At 66.5% G+C, this 17,245-nt stretch carries 16 protein-coding genes and 1 pseudogene; 3 read left to right on the forward strand and 14 right to left on the reverse strand.

Features of this window, described 5'->3' with window-relative positions:
* Window positions 1-39: 39 nt before the first annotated feature.
* The 3 genes from NO931_RS10885 to NO931_RS10895 all read left to right on the forward strand — a co-directional run bounded on the left by NO931_RS10885 (window position 40) and on the right by NO931_RS10895 (window position 3,572).
* The gene (locus NO931_RS10885) at window positions 40-1,119 is read left to right on the forward strand and encodes a S1C family serine protease (RefSeq protein ID WP_256392362.1); all 1,080 of its coding nucleotides are present in this window, start codon (window positions 40-42) and stop codon (window positions 1,117-1,119) included.
* A 92-nt stretch (window positions 1,120-1,211) separates the two neighbouring features.
* Complete coding sequence (locus tag NO931_RS10890; protein ID WP_256392363.1) at window positions 1,212-2,072, forward strand: HpcH/HpaI aldolase/citrate lyase family protein; 861 nt, start codon at window positions 1,212-1,214, stop codon at window positions 2,070-2,072.
* Window positions 2,073-2,315: 243 nt separating this feature from the next.
* A complete protein-coding gene (locus NO931_RS10895; protein WP_256392364.1) occupies window positions 2,316-3,572 on the forward strand; it encodes a Glu/Leu/Phe/Val family dehydrogenase in 1,257 nt (418 codons plus the stop codon).
* Window positions 3,573-3,601: 29 nt separating this feature from the next.
* Here the strand turns inward: NO931_RS10895 and NO931_RS10900 are convergent, their stop codons facing one another.
* The 14 genes and pseudogenes from NO931_RS10900 to NO931_RS10965 form a co-directional block, all read right to left on the reverse strand.
* Window positions 3,602-4,399 carry a CBS domain-containing protein gene (locus NO931_RS10900; RefSeq protein ID WP_256392365.1) on the reverse strand — a complete coding sequence of 266 codons (798 nt, stop codon included), beginning with the start codon at window positions 4,397-4,399 and terminating at the stop codon, window positions 3,602-3,604.
* A 73-nt stretch (window positions 4,400-4,472) separates the two neighbouring features.
* A complete protein-coding gene (locus NO931_RS10905; RefSeq protein ID WP_256392366.1) occupies window positions 4,473-6,032 on the reverse strand; it encodes a DHH family phosphoesterase in 1,560 nt (519 codons plus the stop codon).
* Between the two features lie 201 nt (window positions 6,033-6,233).
* The gene (locus NO931_RS10910) at window positions 6,234-7,766 is read right to left on the reverse strand and encodes an NADH-quinone oxidoreductase subunit N (RefSeq protein WP_256392367.1); all 1,533 of its coding nucleotides are present in this window, start codon (window positions 7,764-7,766) and stop codon (window positions 6,234-6,236) included.
* 2 nt (window positions 7,767-7,768) lie between these two features.
* The gene (locus tag NO931_RS10915) at window positions 7,769-9,310 is read right to left on the reverse strand and encodes a complex I subunit 4 family protein (RefSeq protein ID WP_256392368.1); all 1,542 of its coding nucleotides are present in this window, start codon (window positions 9,308-9,310) and stop codon (window positions 7,769-7,771) included.
* The gene (gene nuoL / locus NO931_RS10920) at window positions 9,307-11,355 is read right to left on the reverse strand and encodes an NADH-quinone oxidoreductase subunit L (RefSeq protein ID WP_256392369.1); all 2,049 of its coding nucleotides are present in this window, start codon (window positions 11,353-11,355) and stop codon (window positions 9,307-9,309) included. The genes NO931_RS10915 and nuoL overlap by 4 nt, the downstream gene beginning before the upstream one ends.
* Window positions 11,356-11,358: 3 nt before the next feature.
* Window positions 11,359-11,664 carry an NADH-quinone oxidoreductase subunit NuoK gene (nuoK, locus tag NO931_RS10925; RefSeq protein WP_256392370.1) on the reverse strand — a complete coding sequence of 102 codons (306 nt, stop codon included), beginning with the start codon at window positions 11,662-11,664 and terminating at the stop codon, window positions 11,359-11,361.
* Window positions 11,661-12,011, reverse strand: a complete 351-nt coding sequence (locus NO931_RS10930) for an NADH-quinone oxidoreductase subunit J (RefSeq protein WP_256392371.1) — start codon at window positions 12,009-12,011, stop codon at window positions 11,661-11,663. The genes nuoK and NO931_RS10930 overlap by 4 nt, the downstream gene beginning before the upstream one ends.
* 33 nt (window positions 12,012-12,044) lie before the next feature.
* Window positions 12,045-12,320 (reverse strand): NADH-quinone oxidoreductase subunit J, encoded by a 276-nt coding sequence (locus tag NO931_RS10935; RefSeq protein ID WP_256392372.1) that lies wholly within the window; start codon window positions 12,318-12,320, stop codon window positions 12,045-12,047.
* 282 nt (window positions 12,321-12,602) lie between these two features.
* Window positions 12,603-12,677, reverse strand: a pseudogene (locus NO931_RS10940) (NuoI/complex I 23 kDa subunit family protein); the annotation flags it as partial.
* A gap of 141 nt (window positions 12,678-12,818) precedes the next feature.
* Complete coding sequence (locus NO931_RS10945) at window positions 12,819-13,280, reverse strand: NuoI/complex I 23 kDa subunit family protein (protein WP_256392373.1); 462 nt, start codon at window positions 13,278-13,280, stop codon at window positions 12,819-12,821.
* Window positions 13,277-14,356: a complex I subunit 1/NuoH family protein gene (locus NO931_RS10950; RefSeq protein ID WP_256392374.1), complete on the reverse strand. Its 1,080-nt coding sequence runs from the start codon at window positions 14,354-14,356 to the stop codon at window positions 13,277-13,279. The genes NO931_RS10945 and NO931_RS10950 overlap by 4 nt, the downstream gene beginning before the upstream one ends.
* On the reverse strand, window positions 14,353-16,038 hold the full coding sequence (locus NO931_RS10955) for an NADH-quinone oxidoreductase subunit D (protein WP_256392375.1): 1,686 nt from the start codon (window positions 16,036-16,038) through the stop codon (window positions 14,353-14,355). The genes NO931_RS10950 and NO931_RS10955 overlap by 4 nt, the downstream gene beginning before the upstream one ends.
* Window positions 16,035-16,742, reverse strand: coding sequence for an NADH-quinone oxidoreductase subunit B (locus tag NO931_RS10960; RefSeq protein ID WP_256392376.1), 708 nt, complete (start codon window positions 16,740-16,742; stop codon window positions 16,035-16,037). Before NO931_RS10960 ends, NO931_RS10955 begins: the two co-directional genes overlap by 4 nt.
* Window positions 16,739-17,146 (reverse strand): NADH-quinone oxidoreductase subunit A, encoded by a 408-nt coding sequence (locus tag NO931_RS10965; RefSeq protein ID WP_256392377.1) that lies wholly within the window; start codon window positions 17,144-17,146, stop codon window positions 16,739-16,741. The genes NO931_RS10960 and NO931_RS10965 overlap by 4 nt, the downstream gene beginning before the upstream one ends.
* Between the last annotated feature and the right edge of the window lie 99 nt (window positions 17,147-17,245).

A 17,245-nucleotide genomic window follows, 5' to 3' on the forward strand; every position in this document is an offset into this window, starting at 1 on the left:
CACAGCGTTTTAGTATCAGAAATTCTTAGTAATATTGAAATGTCCGAGCGGACGTTCGACAGGCGACAGTTTCTAACGCTGGGCGGCGTCGCGCTGACGACCGCTCTCGCCGGGTGTGGATCGAGGACCGAGGCCGAACAGCCTCCCGATCAACCCGGACAGACGGCACAGCCGTCGGTAGACAGCCCCTACAGCCAGGTGTACCGCGAGGTCGCTGACGCCGTCGCGCTGGTCCGGACGCGGGGCGGACAGGGGACGGGGTGGGCGTACGACGACGAACATCTGGTCACCAACGCCCACGTCGTCGGATCGGCCGATTCGGCCGACGTGCAGTTCGAGGACGGGCAGTGGCACGCCGGCGAGGTGGTCGGCATCGATCCGCACAGCGACCTGGCAGCGATCGCGCTCGACGATCTCCCCGACGGCACCGAACCGCTCTCGCTGGCCGAGGAGCCCGCCGTCGTCGGTCAGGAAGTCGTCGCGATCGGTAGCCCGTACTCGCTGGACGGGAGCGTCACGGCCGGCATCGTCAGCGGCGTCGACCGCTCGATCCCGGCGCCGACGGGATTCCGGATTCCGGACGGGATCCAGACCGACGCCGCGGTGAACCCGGGCAACAGCGGCGGTCCCCTGGTGTCGCTGGACGGCGACGTGCTCGCGGTCGTCAACTCGGGCGGCGGCGACAACATCGCCTTCGGCATCTCGGCGCCGCTCGTAAATCGGGTCGTTCCCGAGCTGATCGAGTCGGGAAGCTATCGGCATCCGTATATAGGCGCCGCGTTCGCCGCCGTCACGCCGGCCGTCGCCGCGGCGAACGAACTCGACGATCCCCGCGGGATTCTCGTGACCGACGTTGCCCCGGGCGGTCCGGCCGCCGGGACGTTCCAGCCACCGACCGGGACGACGGTGGTCGACGGTGCCCGCGTCCGGACGGGCGGCGACGTGCTCGTCGGGGTCGACGACGTCGAGGTCGTGACCGCCGAAGATCTCGGGAGCTACCTCGCGTTGAACGCCGCTCCCGGCGACACGGTCAGTTGCCGGCTCCTCCGCGACGGCGCCGAGCGGACGGTCGAGGTCGAACTCGGCGTTCGCCCCGCGAGACCGTCCGACGCTCTGTAGCCGACTCGACACGCCGGCGACGGACGCCGTATCCGGTCGGTCGTCGCGGCGACCGAACGCACACTTTTCACCGCTCCGCGTCAACTGGGGGCATGGCTCGGAGGAGCGTGCTGTTCACGCCCGGCGATCGACCGTCGATGCTCAGGAAGGCGCCCGCGGCGGGCGCCGACACCGTCGTGTTCGATCTGGAGGACGCCGTCGCACCGACGCGCAAGGACGAGGCCCGACGGGCGGTCGCCGAAACGCTGGCCGATCCCGAGTTCGATCCGGACTGCGAGGTCTGCGTCCGCGTGAATCCGTTCCCGGAGGGCCGGACCGATCTGGAGGTCGTCCTCGACGGCGAGAGCGCGGCGTCGGTCGACGCTCTCCTCTTGCCGAAAGCGTCGGACGCCGCGTCGGTGACGGATCTCGCCGCGGCCGCCGCCGACCGCGGGCGCGACCTGCCGGTGCTGGCGCTCGTCGAAACCGCTGCCGGCGTCCTGGCGGCGCCGGCGATCGCCAGCGCGGAGCCGACCGACGCGCTGCTATTCGGCGCCGAGGATCTGGCCGCCGACCTCGGCGCGACCCGGACCGAGGAGGGGACTGAGGTGCTGTACGCCCGCGAGCGCGTCGTCGTGGCTGCGCGAGCCGGCGGCGTCGACGCCATCGATACGCTCTACACTGCGATCGACGACGACCGGGGGCTGCGCGAGGACGCCGCCGTCGCCCGACAACTGGGGTTCGACGGAAAATTGGCGATCCATCCCGACCAGGTGGGGACGATCCACGACGCGATGACGCCCGACCGCGATCGAATCGAGTGGGCTCGGCGAATTCTGGACGAGCGACCTGACGACGCCGAGGGGGTCGGCGCGTTCGAGGTCGACGGCGAGATGATCGACGCGCCGCTGCTCCGTCAGGCCGAGCGCGTTCTGGAGCGAGCCCCCGAAGACTTCGTCAGCGAAGATCCGTGACACTCCGCACACGACAGACGCTCCCTCTTCGCACCGCCGGTCTCGGGAACTACCCTACGGCCGCATCCAGCGAGAGCGCCGACAGTTCTGGAGTCGTCCCGGTGGCAAGTCATGGGTAGTGTATAACCGGGCTTTAGATCTTTGAATATGCATATATCATAATACCCTCTTTGGGTATATATATACTATCAAGGAGCATTGTACACCGCTAGGCTTAACCCTCGTCTCCGAAGAACCGAACGTATGGCAGAGGAAGTCAACCCGTTCGAGAGCCTGCAGGAACAGATCGACGAGGCCGCCGAGTACCTCGACGTCGGCGACGACGTGATCGAGCGTCTCAAGCACCCCGAGCGAGTGCTGGAGACGAACCTCTCGGTCGAGATGGACGACGGCTCCATCGAGGTTTTCAAGGCGTTCCGCTCGCAGTTCAACGGCGACCGCGGCCCCTACAAGGGCGGCATCCGCTACCATCCGCAGGTCTCCCGCGACGAGGTACGCGCGCTGTCGGGCTGGATGGTCTACAAGACCGCGACGGTCGGCATCCCGCTGGGCGGCGGCAAGGGCGGCATCATCATCGACCCCGACGAGTACTCCGAGAGCGAGCTCGAGCGCATCACCCGTGCGTTCGCCGAGGAGATCACGCCCCTGATCGGCGAGGACAAGGACGTCCCCGCGCCCGACGTCAACACGGGCCAGCGGGAGATGAACTGGATCAAGGACACCTACGAGACCCTCGAGAACACGACCGAGCCCGGCGTCATCACGGGCAAGGACATCTCCAGCGGCGGTAGCGCGGGCCGCGTCGAGGCGACCGGCCGTTCGACGGTCATCGCCGCCCGCGAGGCCTTCGACTATCTCGACAAGGACGTCGAGGGCGCCACCGTCGCCGTCCAGGGCTACGGGAACGCCGGCTGGATCACCGCGAAGCTCATCGACGAGATGGGCGCAGACGTCGTCGCCGTCTCCGACTCCAGCGGCGGCATCTACAACGCCGACGGCTTCGACCCGGTCGACGCCAAGCAGCACAAGCGCGAGACCGGCAGCGTCGTCGGCTACAGCGAGGCAGGGGAGGAGATCAGCAACGACGAACTGCTGACGCTCGACGTCGACCTGCTGGTCCCCGCCGCGCTCGAAAACGCCATCGACGAGGAACTCGCCCACGACATCCAGGCCGACGTGATCTCCGAGGCTGCCAACGGCCCGATCACGCCCGAGGGCGACGACGTGCTCGAAGACGAGGACGTCCTGATCGTGCCGGACATTCTCGCGAACGCCGGCGGCGTCACCGTGAGCTACTTCGAGTGGGTGCAGAACCGCCAGCGCTTCTACTGGGACGAGCAGCGCGTCAACGAGGAACTCGAAGACATCATCGTCAACCAGTTCGACACCCTCGTCGACGCTTACGAGGACCACGACCTCCCGAGCCTGCGCGTCGCCGCGTACGTCGTGGCGATCGAGCGCGTCGTCGACTCCTACGAACAGTCCGGCAACTGGCCCTGAGTTCGGCTCTCGACCGGCGGATCCCGTTTTTACTGCAGCCGTTCGGTGGTCTCGACCAGCGGATGCCGCGCGTAGTCGACGACCTCGACGTCAGTGAGCGAGGCCAGCCCCTCGCGATCGGCCGTTCGCTGCATCCCCAGATCGAGCTCGTCGTCGATCACGATCACGTAGGCGTCCATCTCGTCGACGCCGACCCGGTGGGCCGCGAGCACGCGGTGGTGGCCGTCGGCGAGCAGCAGCTCGCCGGCGTTGTCGATGACGACCAGCGGTTCGGCCAGCCCGCGTTCGAGTTCGTAGCGCCGCCCCTCTAGCTCGTCGGCGTACACCTTTCCCTGGGTCGGCGTCAGGGCGCCGAGGGCCACTTCGCGGCGTTCCTGTCGCAGCTCGACGCCGTGGATGTTCTCTAAGGTCCGCATCAGCTTGCCCACCTTCTCGGGCGTCGCGCGCTCGATCTGGCTGCGGATCACGTCGGCGTTGCTGATGATCCCCACGAGGTGGCCCGCGTCGTCGACGACCGGGAGCTTCTGGATCCCCGATCGCAAGATCACGCGCCCGGCGTCGTTGACTTTCATCTCGGGGTGGGCGACGATCAGATCCGTCGTCATCACCTCGTACAGATGCGCGTCGTCGTCAGCCAGCAACAGGTCTCTGGCGCTGACGAAGCCCTCCACCCGACGACGCTCGCAGACGGGAAAGCCGCTGTGCTCGTCGCTCTCGGCGATGCGAACGGAGACCTCCCCGACCGTGTCTTCGGGGGTCACCGTCGCGACGTCCTGAGTCATGTACTCGCGCACCCGCGCGTTTCCGGTGGTGCCAGCTACGCCCATGCCCGGCATCACGACTCCACGACCGAAAAACCTGTCTCGGGCTCGGCGGACCGCCGCCGGTGGGCCCCGGCGCTCACTCGCCGTCGGATCGCTTGCCCGCGGCCTCGGTGCCGCTCCGGTCGGACTCCTCTGGGGCGAGTTCCCCGTGGCCGTCCTCGGATCGAAGCGGGAACTCGAACTCCGAAACCGCCGAGAGGTACTCGTTGGGGAGTTCGAAGGGGCGTTCCCGCAACGCGTCGAAAAAGCGATCCCGCAACACGGACTCGATCGCGTCGTGGGTCGCTTCGCCGTCCTCGTCGGCCGTCGCCAGCATCCCGACGGGGATCTGCGCGCCGGCCATGTCGGTGTGACCGCCGGCGCTTCCGATCCGATTGTACGCGAGTCGGAGCGTCTCGCCGAGGTCCAGCTCCGATCCCTGCGCTCGCGCGGAGACGTACACGACGCCGTCGAGCAGCCCGAACACGACCGTCGTCGTCACGCCATCCATGTCGAGCAGTCTGTCGGCGGCCTGGGCCAGCGCGTCGCGGTCCGACAGGTCGCCGACGAAGCTCGTCAGGATCGACCCGCGTCGGTCGCGGTTCCTGATCGCGCCGGCGACGGTTTCTAGGGTCTCCCCCGAGATGCTCGGCGACTCCACGCGTTCGAGTAGTCCCACGTCGGCGTGGGGGACGAGCGTCGCCGCGGCCTCGAAGTCCGACTGGGCGACCTCCCGCGAGAAGTCCCAGGTGTCGATCCGAATGCCGTACAGCAGCGCGGTCGCCACGGTGTCGTCGATCTCGACGCCGAAGTCCGCGAAGTACTCGGTCAGCAGCGTGCTCGTCGCGCCGACGGTGCTCCGGATGTCGACGAAGTCCCCGTTCACCGCCCCTCGCGGCGGGTGGTGGTCGACGACGACGTCGATCGGCAGGTTCTCGGGAAGCTGATCGTTGACGCCCGCCCGGCTGTGATCGACCAGTGCGAACCCGGCGAACTCCTCTAAGTGGTCCGGGTCGTCGGCGTCGAGTTGACGCAGGTCCAACTCGAGCAGGTTGACCAGCGCGCGGTTCTCCTGATGGGTGATCTCGCCGTAGTAACAGGCCTGCGCGTCGACGCCGATGGCATCGGCAAGCCGGGCGAGCGCCAGCGCGCTGGCGATGGCGTCCGGATCTGGGTTGTCGTGGGCGACGATGGCGACCGTGCCGTCGACGGCCCGCAGCGTGCGACGGAGCTTCCGAGTGCGCTCGCCCGTTTCCCCGGAGACGACGTCGAGCACCCGTGCCGCGGTGGCGGACCCGGGATCGATCAGCCGGTCGGCGTGGCGCTCGACCCGTCGGCGGTCGGCGTCGCTCGGCCGGTAGCCCGTGTACGCGACGATCATCGCGCCCGGGTAGACGGTGCGAGCCGCCCGCGCGATCGCGGCGTTCCGGGTCGGCTCGTCGCTGCCGACGAACACCACGTCGGCGGTCGGCTGCGCCGCTTCGAGCGCGTCGGGATCGGTCGGATCGCGCTCGGTGACGCGCCGATCGTCCCCTCGAAGCGTGTCCGTGCGGCCGGCGTCGTCCGTCACGATGTGGAGGGACCGGCCGCTCTCGACGGCTCGTTCGACGAGCGCCTGACAGACGGCGCCGCTCCCCAGGACGAGCCGGGTGACCATACCCGGTCGTATCCGGGCCTGTCGTTAAAACCTACCGTCTCCCGCGGCGACGAACTGCCTGCACGGGGTCCCCGATTCGACGCAACGATGGACGCCCGACTGCGGAATCTCCAACAGTGCGCGAAGCCGACCGTGCAGGCAACAACCGACCGCAAAAATAACCGACTGCGGCGACGAAACGCCGTAATCGCGCCGGCGGCGTCAGGCCAGCAGCGCGCCGGCGGCGTCGACGGCCGTCGAGACGACGGGGTTGAGTGCCACCAGCAGCACGACGGTCACGACCGCCGCGGCGATCACCGCGGTGTAGAGACCGACCGGTTGGCTCTCGATCCGGAGGTCGTCGGCGGGATCCTCGATCCACATCGCCTTGGCCAGCCGCGAGTAGTAGTACAGCGACAGTGCGCTCGTGATCGCGCCGACCGCGGCGAGCCACCAGACGCCGTTGAACACGGCCGACCCGAACAGCAGGTACTTGCTGAGGAAGCCGGCACCGATCGGTAGCCCCGCGAGGTTAAACAGGAACACCGTCATCGCCAGCGACGCGACCGGTGCCTTCGTCGCCAGCCCGTTGAAGTCCTCGAACGTGCGGCCGACTTCCCAGTGCTCGGCCAGCGCGATAAAGAGGAACGCACCCGTGTTCATGAAGCCGTACACCAGCAGGTGGAGCATGGCGCCGCCGAGAACGGCCTCGTTGTACGCGCCGCCGCTGGTCAGCGCGGCCAGTCCGATCAGCGCGTAGCCGGCGTGGCCGACGGAGGAGTACGCCAGCATCCGCTTGACGTTCTCCTGGACGGCCGCTGCGAAGTTACCGAGCACCATCGTCACGACGGCCAGCACCTGGAAGACGAGCATCCACTCGATCCCGTTCGCGACCGACGCGATCGGGAACGCCTCGACGAACACGCGGAACGCCAGCACGAAGCCGGCGGCCTTCGACGCCGAGGACAGGAAGGCGCTGATCGGCGCGGGCGCGCCCTCGTAGGCCTCCGGCGCCCAGAAGTGGAAGGGCACCGAGGCGGTCTTGTAGGCCAGCCCGCCGACGATCATCAGCACGCCGATGGCGAAGATGCCCTGATCGAACCCACCCTCGGCGACCGACGTCGCGACGTCGCCGAACTGGAGTCGACCGGTCGAGACGTACACCAGACTGATGCCGTACAGGAAGATCGCCGACGACAGCGCACCGATCAGGAAGTACTTCAGTCCTGCTTCGACGCTGCCGCGGTTGTCCTTGAGGAACGCGACCAGCGCGAACGACGGCAGGCTCGCCAGCTCCAGCGCGATAAAGGCGGTGACGAAGCTGTCGGCCATCGCCATCGTCGCCATCCCGGTCGCGGCCAGCAACACCAGCGAGTAGAACTCGCCGGCGTGGGGCTGGTCTTCGAGGTAGTCGTAGCTGGCGATCAGCACCAGCGCGGTGACGCTGGTGACCACGACGATGAACAGCAGCGCCATCTGGTCGACGACCAGCGCGCCGCCGAACAGCTCGAACAGGCCTTGGACGCCCTCTTCTGCGGGGTCGCCGGCGATACCGACGCCGATTGCGAGATACCAGATCGCGTAGCCGAGCGCGGCGAGCGTGCCGGCGATCGACGTGCCGGCCATCAGGCGGTAGTTCGTCGAATCGGGGTCGATGCTGTCGATCAGGAACGCCACCAAGGCGGTCCCGACCAGCAGCAACACCGGGGCGAGCACCCTGTACGTGTCGAGGTCTGTGATTGCGACTTCAGCCATTGTTATGCACCTCCCACCGCCGGGATAGCCCCGACGGCGTCACGAATCATCTCGAAGGCCAGTTCGGGCGCGACGCCCAGCAGGATCACGAGCCCGAGCAGCGCGAACAGCGGCAACACGTCGTGGACCGGCGCTCGCGTGACCTCGTAGTCTGTCTCCAGACTGAACGGTCCGAACAGGGTCCGCTGCATCGCAAAGAGCAGGTAGCCCGCCACGATGACGATGCCGAACATCGCCAGCGCGGTGAAGATCGGGGCGTAAGTCCCGATCGACTCGGTCGCCTCGAACGCCCCGGCGAACACGTAGAACTCCGCCGCGAACCCGCTCATCAGCGGCAGACCCATGTAGCCGAACGCGCCGGCCAGGAAGATGCCCGTCGTGATCGGCATCCGGTCGGCCAGCCCGGACATGTCCGTGACCATCCGGGTGTGCGTCGTGTTGTAGATGACGCCGACCGCCATGAACATCAGCCCGGAGATCAGGCCGTGGCTGACCATCTGGAACGTCGCGCCGCCGACGCCGTAGGTCGTGTACGCGACCAGTCCGAGGATCACGTACCCCATCGAGGAGACCGAGGAGTACGCGACGATCCGCTTGAGGTCCTGCTGGGCCAGTGCCAGCATCGCGCCGTAGATCACCGAGATCACGGCGAGGCCGGCCAGCAGCCACGCGAACTCGGTGGCCACGTCCGCCAGCATCGTGAAGTTGAAGCGGAGCAGGGCGTACGTCCCCATCTTCAGGAGGACGCCCGCCAGCAGCACCGACACCGGGGTCGGCGCCTCGACGTGAGCGTCGGGCAGCCACGTGTGGACCGGAACCACTGGGACCTTCACCGCGAACCCGGCGAACATGGCGAAGAACGCGATCGTCTTCAGCGCGTCCGCGGAGACGCCCGGGAACGCGCTCGGCGCGGCGCCGTCGACGACCAGCGCCGTCGCCACGTCGGCCATGTCGAACGTGTCGATGCCGAGCCCGATCACGAGCGCGACGTAGCCGATGAACATCACGAGCGACGCGATGTTCGTGTAGACGAAGAACTTGATCGCGGCGTACTTCCGGCGCGGGCCGCCCCAGACGCCGATGAGGAAGTACATCGGGATCAGGACGGCCTCCCAGAAGACGAACCAGACGAAGAAGTCGAGCGCCGAGAAGACGCCGATCAGCGCCGCCTCCATGAACAGCACCAGCCCGTAGAACTGGGACTGGCGCTCGTCGATCGGCGTCCACGCGCTGACGATCGCAAGCGTCGTCAGGATCGTCGTGAGCGCGAGCAGCGGCATGCTGATGCCGTCCAGCCCGACGTGCCAGTCGAGCCGGAACAGCTCGCCCACCTCGATCCAGGTCGTGCGCGTGTAGAACGCGACGTTCTCGGACGACGCGAGCAGGGCGTTCCCGCTGGCGTCGAACTGGCTGTACATGAACAGGCTCCCGACGAGCGGGAGCACGCTGATTCCGAAGGCCAGCCGGCCGGCGTACCTATCCGGAGCCAGGAACACCGCGGCCGCGCCGACCAGACAGACTGCGATGAGCGCTTCGATCATCATAGTAACCACCCCCCGGCGAGGCCGAAGGCGACCACAAGCACGACGAGGCTCAGCGCGAGCAGCGCCGCGTAGTTGGTAACGATACCGGACTGGATGCGACGGATCCGCTCGCCGCTGAACAGGCTGACGCTGCTGGCGCCGTTGACGACGCCGTCGACGACGCCCTGGTCGAACGTGTCAGCGCTGCGGGCCGCGGACAGGGTCACACCCTCCGCGAGCCACACCTGGAACTCGTCCAGATAGTAGTTGCTAAAGAGCACTTCCCGGACGGAACCGAGGTTCTCCGTGTGGGGATCGGGGCTGGCGACGTTGTACAGGAAGTACGCCAGACCGACGCCGGCCAGCGCGAGTCCCAGAGAGAGTCCCGCCGAGATCAGCACGGTCGGCACCACGCCACCGAGGATCGTGCCGGACGAATAGTTCGCGAAGTCGTGGAGCAGGTCCCCGTAGTGGTGGGCCGACAGCGCGGCGAACTCGCCGGACTGGCTGTCGAGCCACCCGTGGAGGTAGTCGATGCCCTTGATGCCGAGAACCTTCTGGACCGGCACCATGTTGACGAAGCCGGCGACGACCGCCAGCGTCCCGAGCACGGTCAGGGGACCCTTGACGTTCCAGCGAACGCCGTGGGGATCACGCGCCGTGTCCGAGCGCGGTTCGCCGTGGAAGGTGAGAAACACCATGCGGAAGGTGTAGAAGCCGGTGAAGAATACGGCGAGCAGGCCCATCCCCCAGGCGGCGAACAGCAGCGGCGAGCCGCCCAGCCCGTGGGCGAGCGCCTCGTAGAGCACCTCGTCTTTCGACCAGAAGCCCGAGAACGGGAAGATGCCCGCGAGCGCGAGCGAGCCAGCGAGGAACGTCGCGTAGGTCACGGGCATCTTGTCCTTGAGACCGCCCATGTCCCACATGTCCTCGTTGTGGTGCATCGCGATGATCACCGACCCGGCGCCGAGGAACAGCAGCGCCTTGAAGAACGCGTGGGTCATCAGGTGGAAGACCGCGGCGACGTAGCCGCCCGATCCCAGCGCGAGCATCATATACCCGTACTGCGAGATCGTCGAGTACGCCAGCACCTGCTTGAGCTCGTTTTTGACGACGCCCATTGTCGCCGCGAACAGCGCGGTGAAGCCGCCGACGAAGGCGATGATCGCCAGCGCGGTCGGCGACAGCGCGTAGAAGCCGTACATCCGCGCGACCAGGTAGACGCCGGCCGCGACCATCGTCGCGGCGTGGATCAGCGCGGAGACGGGCGTCGGGCCCTCCATCGCGTCGGGGAGCCAGGTGTGGAGCGGGAACTGCGCGGACTTGCCGACCACGCCGCCCAGCACCAGCAGCCCGAGGATCGTGAACCACGTCTGAACGTCGAAGCCGAGGAACGTGGTGATTCCCTCGGCCTCACCGTTCAGCGCCTGCTCGGCCAGCGCGGGGAACGACTCGGCGCCCGCGAACTGCGTCGTGCCGAACGTCGCCAGGATGCCGACGACGCCGATCAGGAAGAAGTAGTCACCGAAGCGGGTGACCAGGAACGCCTTCTTCGCGGCCGACGGTGCGCTCTCGGTCCGGAAGTGGAACCCGATCAGCAGGAACGAGCACAGGCCCACCAGCTCGAAGAACATGAACGCCATCAGCAGGTTGTCAGCGAACACGAACGAGAGCATGCTGAACGTAAAGAGGCCCAGCCCGGCGTAGTACCGGGGCAGGCCCGTCTCGCCCTCGTCGTTCATGTAGCCCAGGCTGAACACGTGGACCAGCAGCGCGACCAGCGAGACGATCACCAGCATCAGCGAGGACAGCGGATCGACCAGGATGCCGAAGGTCAACTCCGGCGCGCCGGCGGCGTCCGGACTAACCCACGTGTACAGCGTTTCCTGGTGGGAGCCGTTCCCTCGAACCTGTACGAACGTTAGCACCGACAGCACGAGCGACCCGGCCGTGGCGGCGATTCCCCCGAACGCACCGCCTTTGGGCATGTACTTACCCGCGACCAGCGCGAGCAGGAACGATACGAACGGGAGCGCGGCGATCGCCGGAACGTATTCGTAAGCCATCTGTTACCACCTCATTGTCGTAGCTTTCGTGACGTCCACGTCGCGGAAGTTCCGCACCAGCACCAGGATGATCCCGATGCCGATGGCGACTTCCGCGGCGGCCAGCCCGATCGTGAACAGTGCGAACACCTGTCCGGTGAGGTTTCCGTGGAAGTACGAGAACGCGATCAGGTTGATGTTCGCGGCGTTGAGCATCAGCTCGACGGAGATCAGGAACATCAGCGCGTTCTCGCGCGTGAGGATGCCGAACAGCCCGATGCAAAACACCGCGGCCGACAGCACCAGGTAGTAGTTCATCGGAACCGTCATCGATCCTCACCCCGCTCGGTGCGGTCGTCGCCACCGTCGGTCTGCAGCGCCGAGGTGAGCGAGTCGTCCTCCTCGCGGCGCGCGAGCATGATCGCGCCGTCGAGCGCGGCGTCGAGCGCGACCGCGATCAGGATGAACGCGAACAGGAACCCCTCGACGGGGATGCCGTTGTCGACGTCGATGTTCAGTAGCGCGTAGCCGATCGCTTCCATCACCGAGGCGTCGCCGAACCCGGCAGGGGCCGCGAAGCCGGCGGTGAGAAACACCGTCGCCATGACGGCGAACAGCGCCACCGCGACGAGGCCCGGAAGCAGGTGCGAGCCGACGCGGAACTCGGGCTTTGTCACCGACACCACCTCCGGCGGCGGCCGCTGGTCCCGTCAGCTACCATGCCGCATCACCTCCTCGTCCGATTCGCGCCCGCGGGTCAGCATCACGCCGAACGTGATCAGGATCAACACGCCGCCGACGTACACGAGGATCTGGATCACTGCAAGGAACTCGGCTTGCAGCATTATGTAGAACCCCGCCACGCTGACCAGCGCGACGCCGAGGAACAGTGCGGCGTGCCACACGTCACGTACCAGCACCGCCCCGGCGCTGCTCCCGACGGTCAGGAGCGCGAACAGCGCGAACGCGATGTAATCAAGTGCCATTAGTACCCTCTCGTCGCGGATGCCCTTTGAAGATTTCGAGACTGTTCGGAGAGCGACCCCGCGACGGCCGAGTTTCGGTCGACTGTCCCGGCTCAGAGCGGGAACTCGGGGGCGATATCGCCGTGTCAGGTCGGCCGAGCGATGCCGATGCCCCTCGACGTCGCTCGCGCGCGCTAAAACAGTCCTATCTCGCGTTCGAAGAGCCGAGGCTGAAAACGTGATGGCGTCGGTACTGGTGAGAAAAACGAAACCGCACTACTCTGGTGAGAAAACGGGACCGCGCTATTGGTAGTCGACTTCGCCCTCGCCCTCGCCGATCCAGGCGTCCCGGTCGGGTTCGCGCGAGTTCAGCGGGTCGGATACCACCTTTTTCTTCGTCGGGTGCCGTCGCTACGCTCCGGCACCGCTCCTCGAAAAATCTGGGCCAAAAACCCCGCGCCTCACTCCGTTCGGCGCGGCGAATCGCTCACTTCGTTCGCGAATACTTCCGGGCGAACGCTACTGGTAGTCGACTTCGCCTTCGCCTTCCCCGATCCAGGCGTCCCGGTCGGGTTCGCGCGAGTTCAGCGGGTCGATGTCCTTGTACCACGGCACCGACTTGAGCTGCTCTTTGTTGTACACCAGGTCGTCCTTGGTGTCGCCGGTGAACTCGAAGTTCTGGGTCAACAGGATCGCGTCGACGGGGCAGACTTCCTCGCACAGCCGGCAGTAGATGCACTGCCCGATGTGGAGGTTGTACTGCTCGCCGTTGCGCTGCTCGTCGGTGACGATCTGGATGGTGTCGTTCGGGCAGACGTTCTCGCACTGTCGACACCAGATACACCGCTCCTGGCTGAACTTGTGGACGCCGCGGAACCGCGGCGACACTTCGGGCGCTTCTTCGGGGTACTCGACGGTGAACGTGTTGCCGTCGAGCGCGTGCTTCATCGTCGTCGCCATCGACTTCAGGAGTCCGATCATAGCGTTAGCACCCCCACGATTACGGCCGTGAGCACCAGGTTAGCAAAGGAAAGGACCAGCAGGCCCTTCCAGCCGATCTCGATGAGCTGATCGATGCGGACCCGCGGGATCGCCGACCGCGCCCACTGGGTGAACAGGAACACGGCCCACATCTTGATCAGCATCCACACCAGTCCGGGCAGCACCGGTCCCGCGGGGCCGCCGAGGAAGACGACCGCGAGGATGGCGCCGCCGAGGAAGATGTGAACGAACTCGCCGAGGTAGATCAGGACGAAGTAGATCGAGGAGTACTCCGTCTGGTAGCCTGCGACGATCTCCGTCGGCGCCTCGGGCGTGTCGAACGGGTTCCGCCCGACTTCCGCGAGGTTCGCCGTCAGGAACAGCACGAACGCGAACGGGTTGACGAACGCGTACCACGACGGGATCGAGATGCCCGCGATCGTGACGAGCGTCTCGGTCTGGGCCGCGACGATCGTGCTCATCTGGAGCGACTCCGAGAAGATGACCACCGACGCCGCGGTGACGATCAGCGGAATCTCGTAGGCGATGTTCTGCGCGACCGCGCGCAGCCCGCCCAGCAGCGAGTACTTGTTGTTCGACGCGTAGCCGCACATCACCAGACCGACGCTCGCGATCGAGGCGATCGCGAACGCGAACACCAGCCCGATCTCGGGGTCGGCGATCTGGAAGTTGATACCGCCCAGCGTGCCGAAGGGAATCACCGCGAAGGCAAAGAGCGCCGAGAACGCGATGAGAATCGGTCCGATGTCGTAGGCCGGCCGATCGGCGCCCTCGGGGACGATCAGTTCCTTGGACATCAGTCGGACCGCGTCGGCCACGATGATCAGCAGGCCGAACGGACCGTGGCGGTTCACGGCGATGCGGTCGGTGAACGCGGCGGTGATCTTCCGTTTGGCCCACGGCCCGGCGAGCGCGGCGTTCGTAAGCATCAGCGTCGCGACCAGCGCCGAGGCGATGATGCCGGCGACGAACATCCCGGCGCCGCCGTAGGCGTCGAGGCCGAGCCAGTTGGCGAGCTGTTCTGGCATCATCGCCGACTGGAGCGGCGCCGTCATCGGTCCACCTCCCCGAGCACGATGTCGAGGCTACCCAGCGACGCGATCAGGTCGGCGATGTACTCGCCCTCGGACATCTCCGGCAGCGTCTGCAGGTTCGAGAAGCAGGGGCTGCGGATCTTGAACCGGCCGGGCTTGTCGGTGCCGTCCGATCGGATGTAGATGCCGAGTTCGCCCTTCGCACCCTCGACCGCGCGGTAGATCTCGGTGTCGGGATCGGGTTTGATCGTCCGCGGGACGTTGCTCTGGATGTTGCGCTCGTCCTCGGGCCAGTCCTCGAGCAGATCCACGCACTGGTCGATGATCTTCGCGGACTCCTCGACCTCGCGCATGCGGACGAGCAGGCGCGAGAAGTTGTCACAGCCGTCCTCGACGACGACGTCCCAGTCGAGTTCGTCGTAGTAGCCGTAGGGGTCGTCGCGTCGGAGGTCGTAGTCGACGCCCGAGCCCCGTGCGACCGGGCCGGTGGCGCCGTACTGCTTTGCTTCCTCGGGCTCCAGAACGCCGGTGTCGATCGTCCGAGCCTGCAGAATCTCGTTGTTGGTCAGCAGGTTGTGGAACTCCTCGGACGCTTCGGGCAGCCCGTTCGTGAAGTCCCGAGTCTTCTCGAAGAACTCCTCGCGGGGTTCGGGCAGATCCCACGCCACGCCGCCGAGCCGGAAGTAGTTGAACATCAGGCGCTGGCCCGTCAGATCCTCGAGGATGTTCTGGGCCTTCTCGCGCTCTCGGATCGCGTACATGAACGTCGCGGTGAAGTCGCCGTTGATGTCGAGCGCGAACGTCGCGAGCGCGAGCAGGTGCGAGGCGATCCGGCAGAGTTCGGCGCCCATCGTCCGAATGATCTGGGCGTACTCGGGCACGTCGAGATCCGCGAGGTCCTCGGCCGTGCGCGCGTAGGCCCACTCGTTGAGCAGCCCCGCCGAGATGTAGTCCCAGCGGTCGGGGTAGGGCATGATCTGGTGGCGGTAGGTGCCCTGCTGGCACATCTGCTCCTCGCAGCGGTGGAGATAGCCGATGTCGGGGTCGACGTCGAGCACCTGCTCCCCGTCGAGCACCGTCTTCAGGTGGAGAACACCGTGGGTCGCGGGGTGGTGGGGACCGATGTTGAGGAACATCGTGTCGGTCCCGTCGTTGTCGTTCTCGACCTTGTGATCGTCCTGCAGCGGGTTGGCGTGCTCGGTCAGCGAGACGACCTGCGGTTTGGTCTGGTCGTAGTCGCCGCCCAGCGGGTGGCCCGTCCAGGTTTCGGGCAGGAGGATCCGGCGAAGGTCCGGATTGTCCTCGTACTCGATGCCGACGAGGTCGTAGGCTTCGCGCTCGTGCCACTCCGCCGTGCGGAACACAGGCTCGGCGCTCTCGCTGACCGGCTCGTCCGTCGGCGTCGGGACGATGACGTTGACCTCCTGGGTCGGGTCGTCGTACTTTTTGAGGTGGTAGATCGACTCGTAGCGGTCCTCGTACTGCTGGGCCGTGACGTTCGAGAGGTGATCGAAGCCGGCCTCGTGGCGCAGCGTCGAGAGCACGTCCTGGACGTCGTCCGGACGGATCACGAACCCGCCGGCGTTGATGTGGTCCTCGCGCTCGAGGACCTTTTCGCCGAGCAGCGCTTCGAGAGCGTCGTAGTCGACCTCGCCCTCGTCGACGCCGACCTCGGTCGTGTCGGGGAGTTCGGACCGGCTCATGGCGAATCAGCCCAGTTGTACCGCATCACGAGCTCTTCTTCGTCGATCTGGTCGGCCAGCTCGTCGACGATCTCGTCGCGCGGCAGGTCGCCGAACTGTTCGAGCTCGTAGGGCTTGACGGTGACCGGCGCAGATTCGCCGTTGGCGACGCGCTCTTGCAGCTTGACGACGCCGTAGACCAGCGCCTCGGGGCGGGGCGGACAGCCCGGGATCTGGATGTCGACCGGGATGACCTCCTCGGCGCCCTTGACGACGTTGTACCCCTCCTGGAACGGGCCGCCCGAGATCGTACACGAGCCCATGCCGACGACGAACTTGGGCTCGGGCATCTGGTCGTAGACGCGCTTCATGCGCGGGGCGAACTTCGAGACGATGGTGCCCGGGACGATGATCACGTCAGCCTGTCGGGGCGACGCTCGCGGGACGCCCGAGCCGAAGCGGTCGAGGTCGTGTTTGACCGCGTACGTGTGCATCATCTCGATGCTGCAACAGGCGATCCCGAACTGCAGCATGAACATCGAGGAGCCCCGCACCCAGTTCATGAACGAGTCGAACTTGGTGAGGATAAAGGGGGACGCTCCCATCGCTTCGCGGAGCTTCGAGTTGAACCGATCGTCGGCCTCCGACCCCATCCGCGCCTCGCGGGTCTCTGTTAGCGGGTCTGTACTCCCGGTGATCGCTTCCCGTGGTGTGTCGCTACTCATTGTTCAATCTTCCGTGACCGGTCTGCGACCCGCGTGCTGCGGGCCCACTTGACTGCGCCGTTGCGCCAGGCCCAGACGAGGCCGATGACGAGGATACCGACGAACACCAGCATCGGGACGAGGGCGCGCGCGAGTCCGACCTCCTCGATTGCGGACTGGTAGACGACCGTCCAGGGGAGGATGAGCACGGTCTCGACGTCGAAGACGACAAACAGGAGCGCGACCATGTAGTACTGGATGTTAAATCGGATTCGCGTCCCCCCTGTCGGAATCTCGCCGCTCTCGTAGGTGGCGCGTTTACTATCTTCGGGCACACTCGGGCGCAGCAGCCACGATACCGCCAACATACTGAGCGGTACCAGCACGGCCACCAGCGCCAGCGCGCCGACTGCTATCCATGACATACGATGTTCTCCGTGACGTCCGGAGCTTAGGAACGCACCCATATAAGGGTTGATTCTTCCGTTTCCGCCCGCCAGCGCGGCGTCGGCCGGTTCTGCGGC

It is taken from the genome of Natronoarchaeum rubrum (assembly GCF_024494695.1).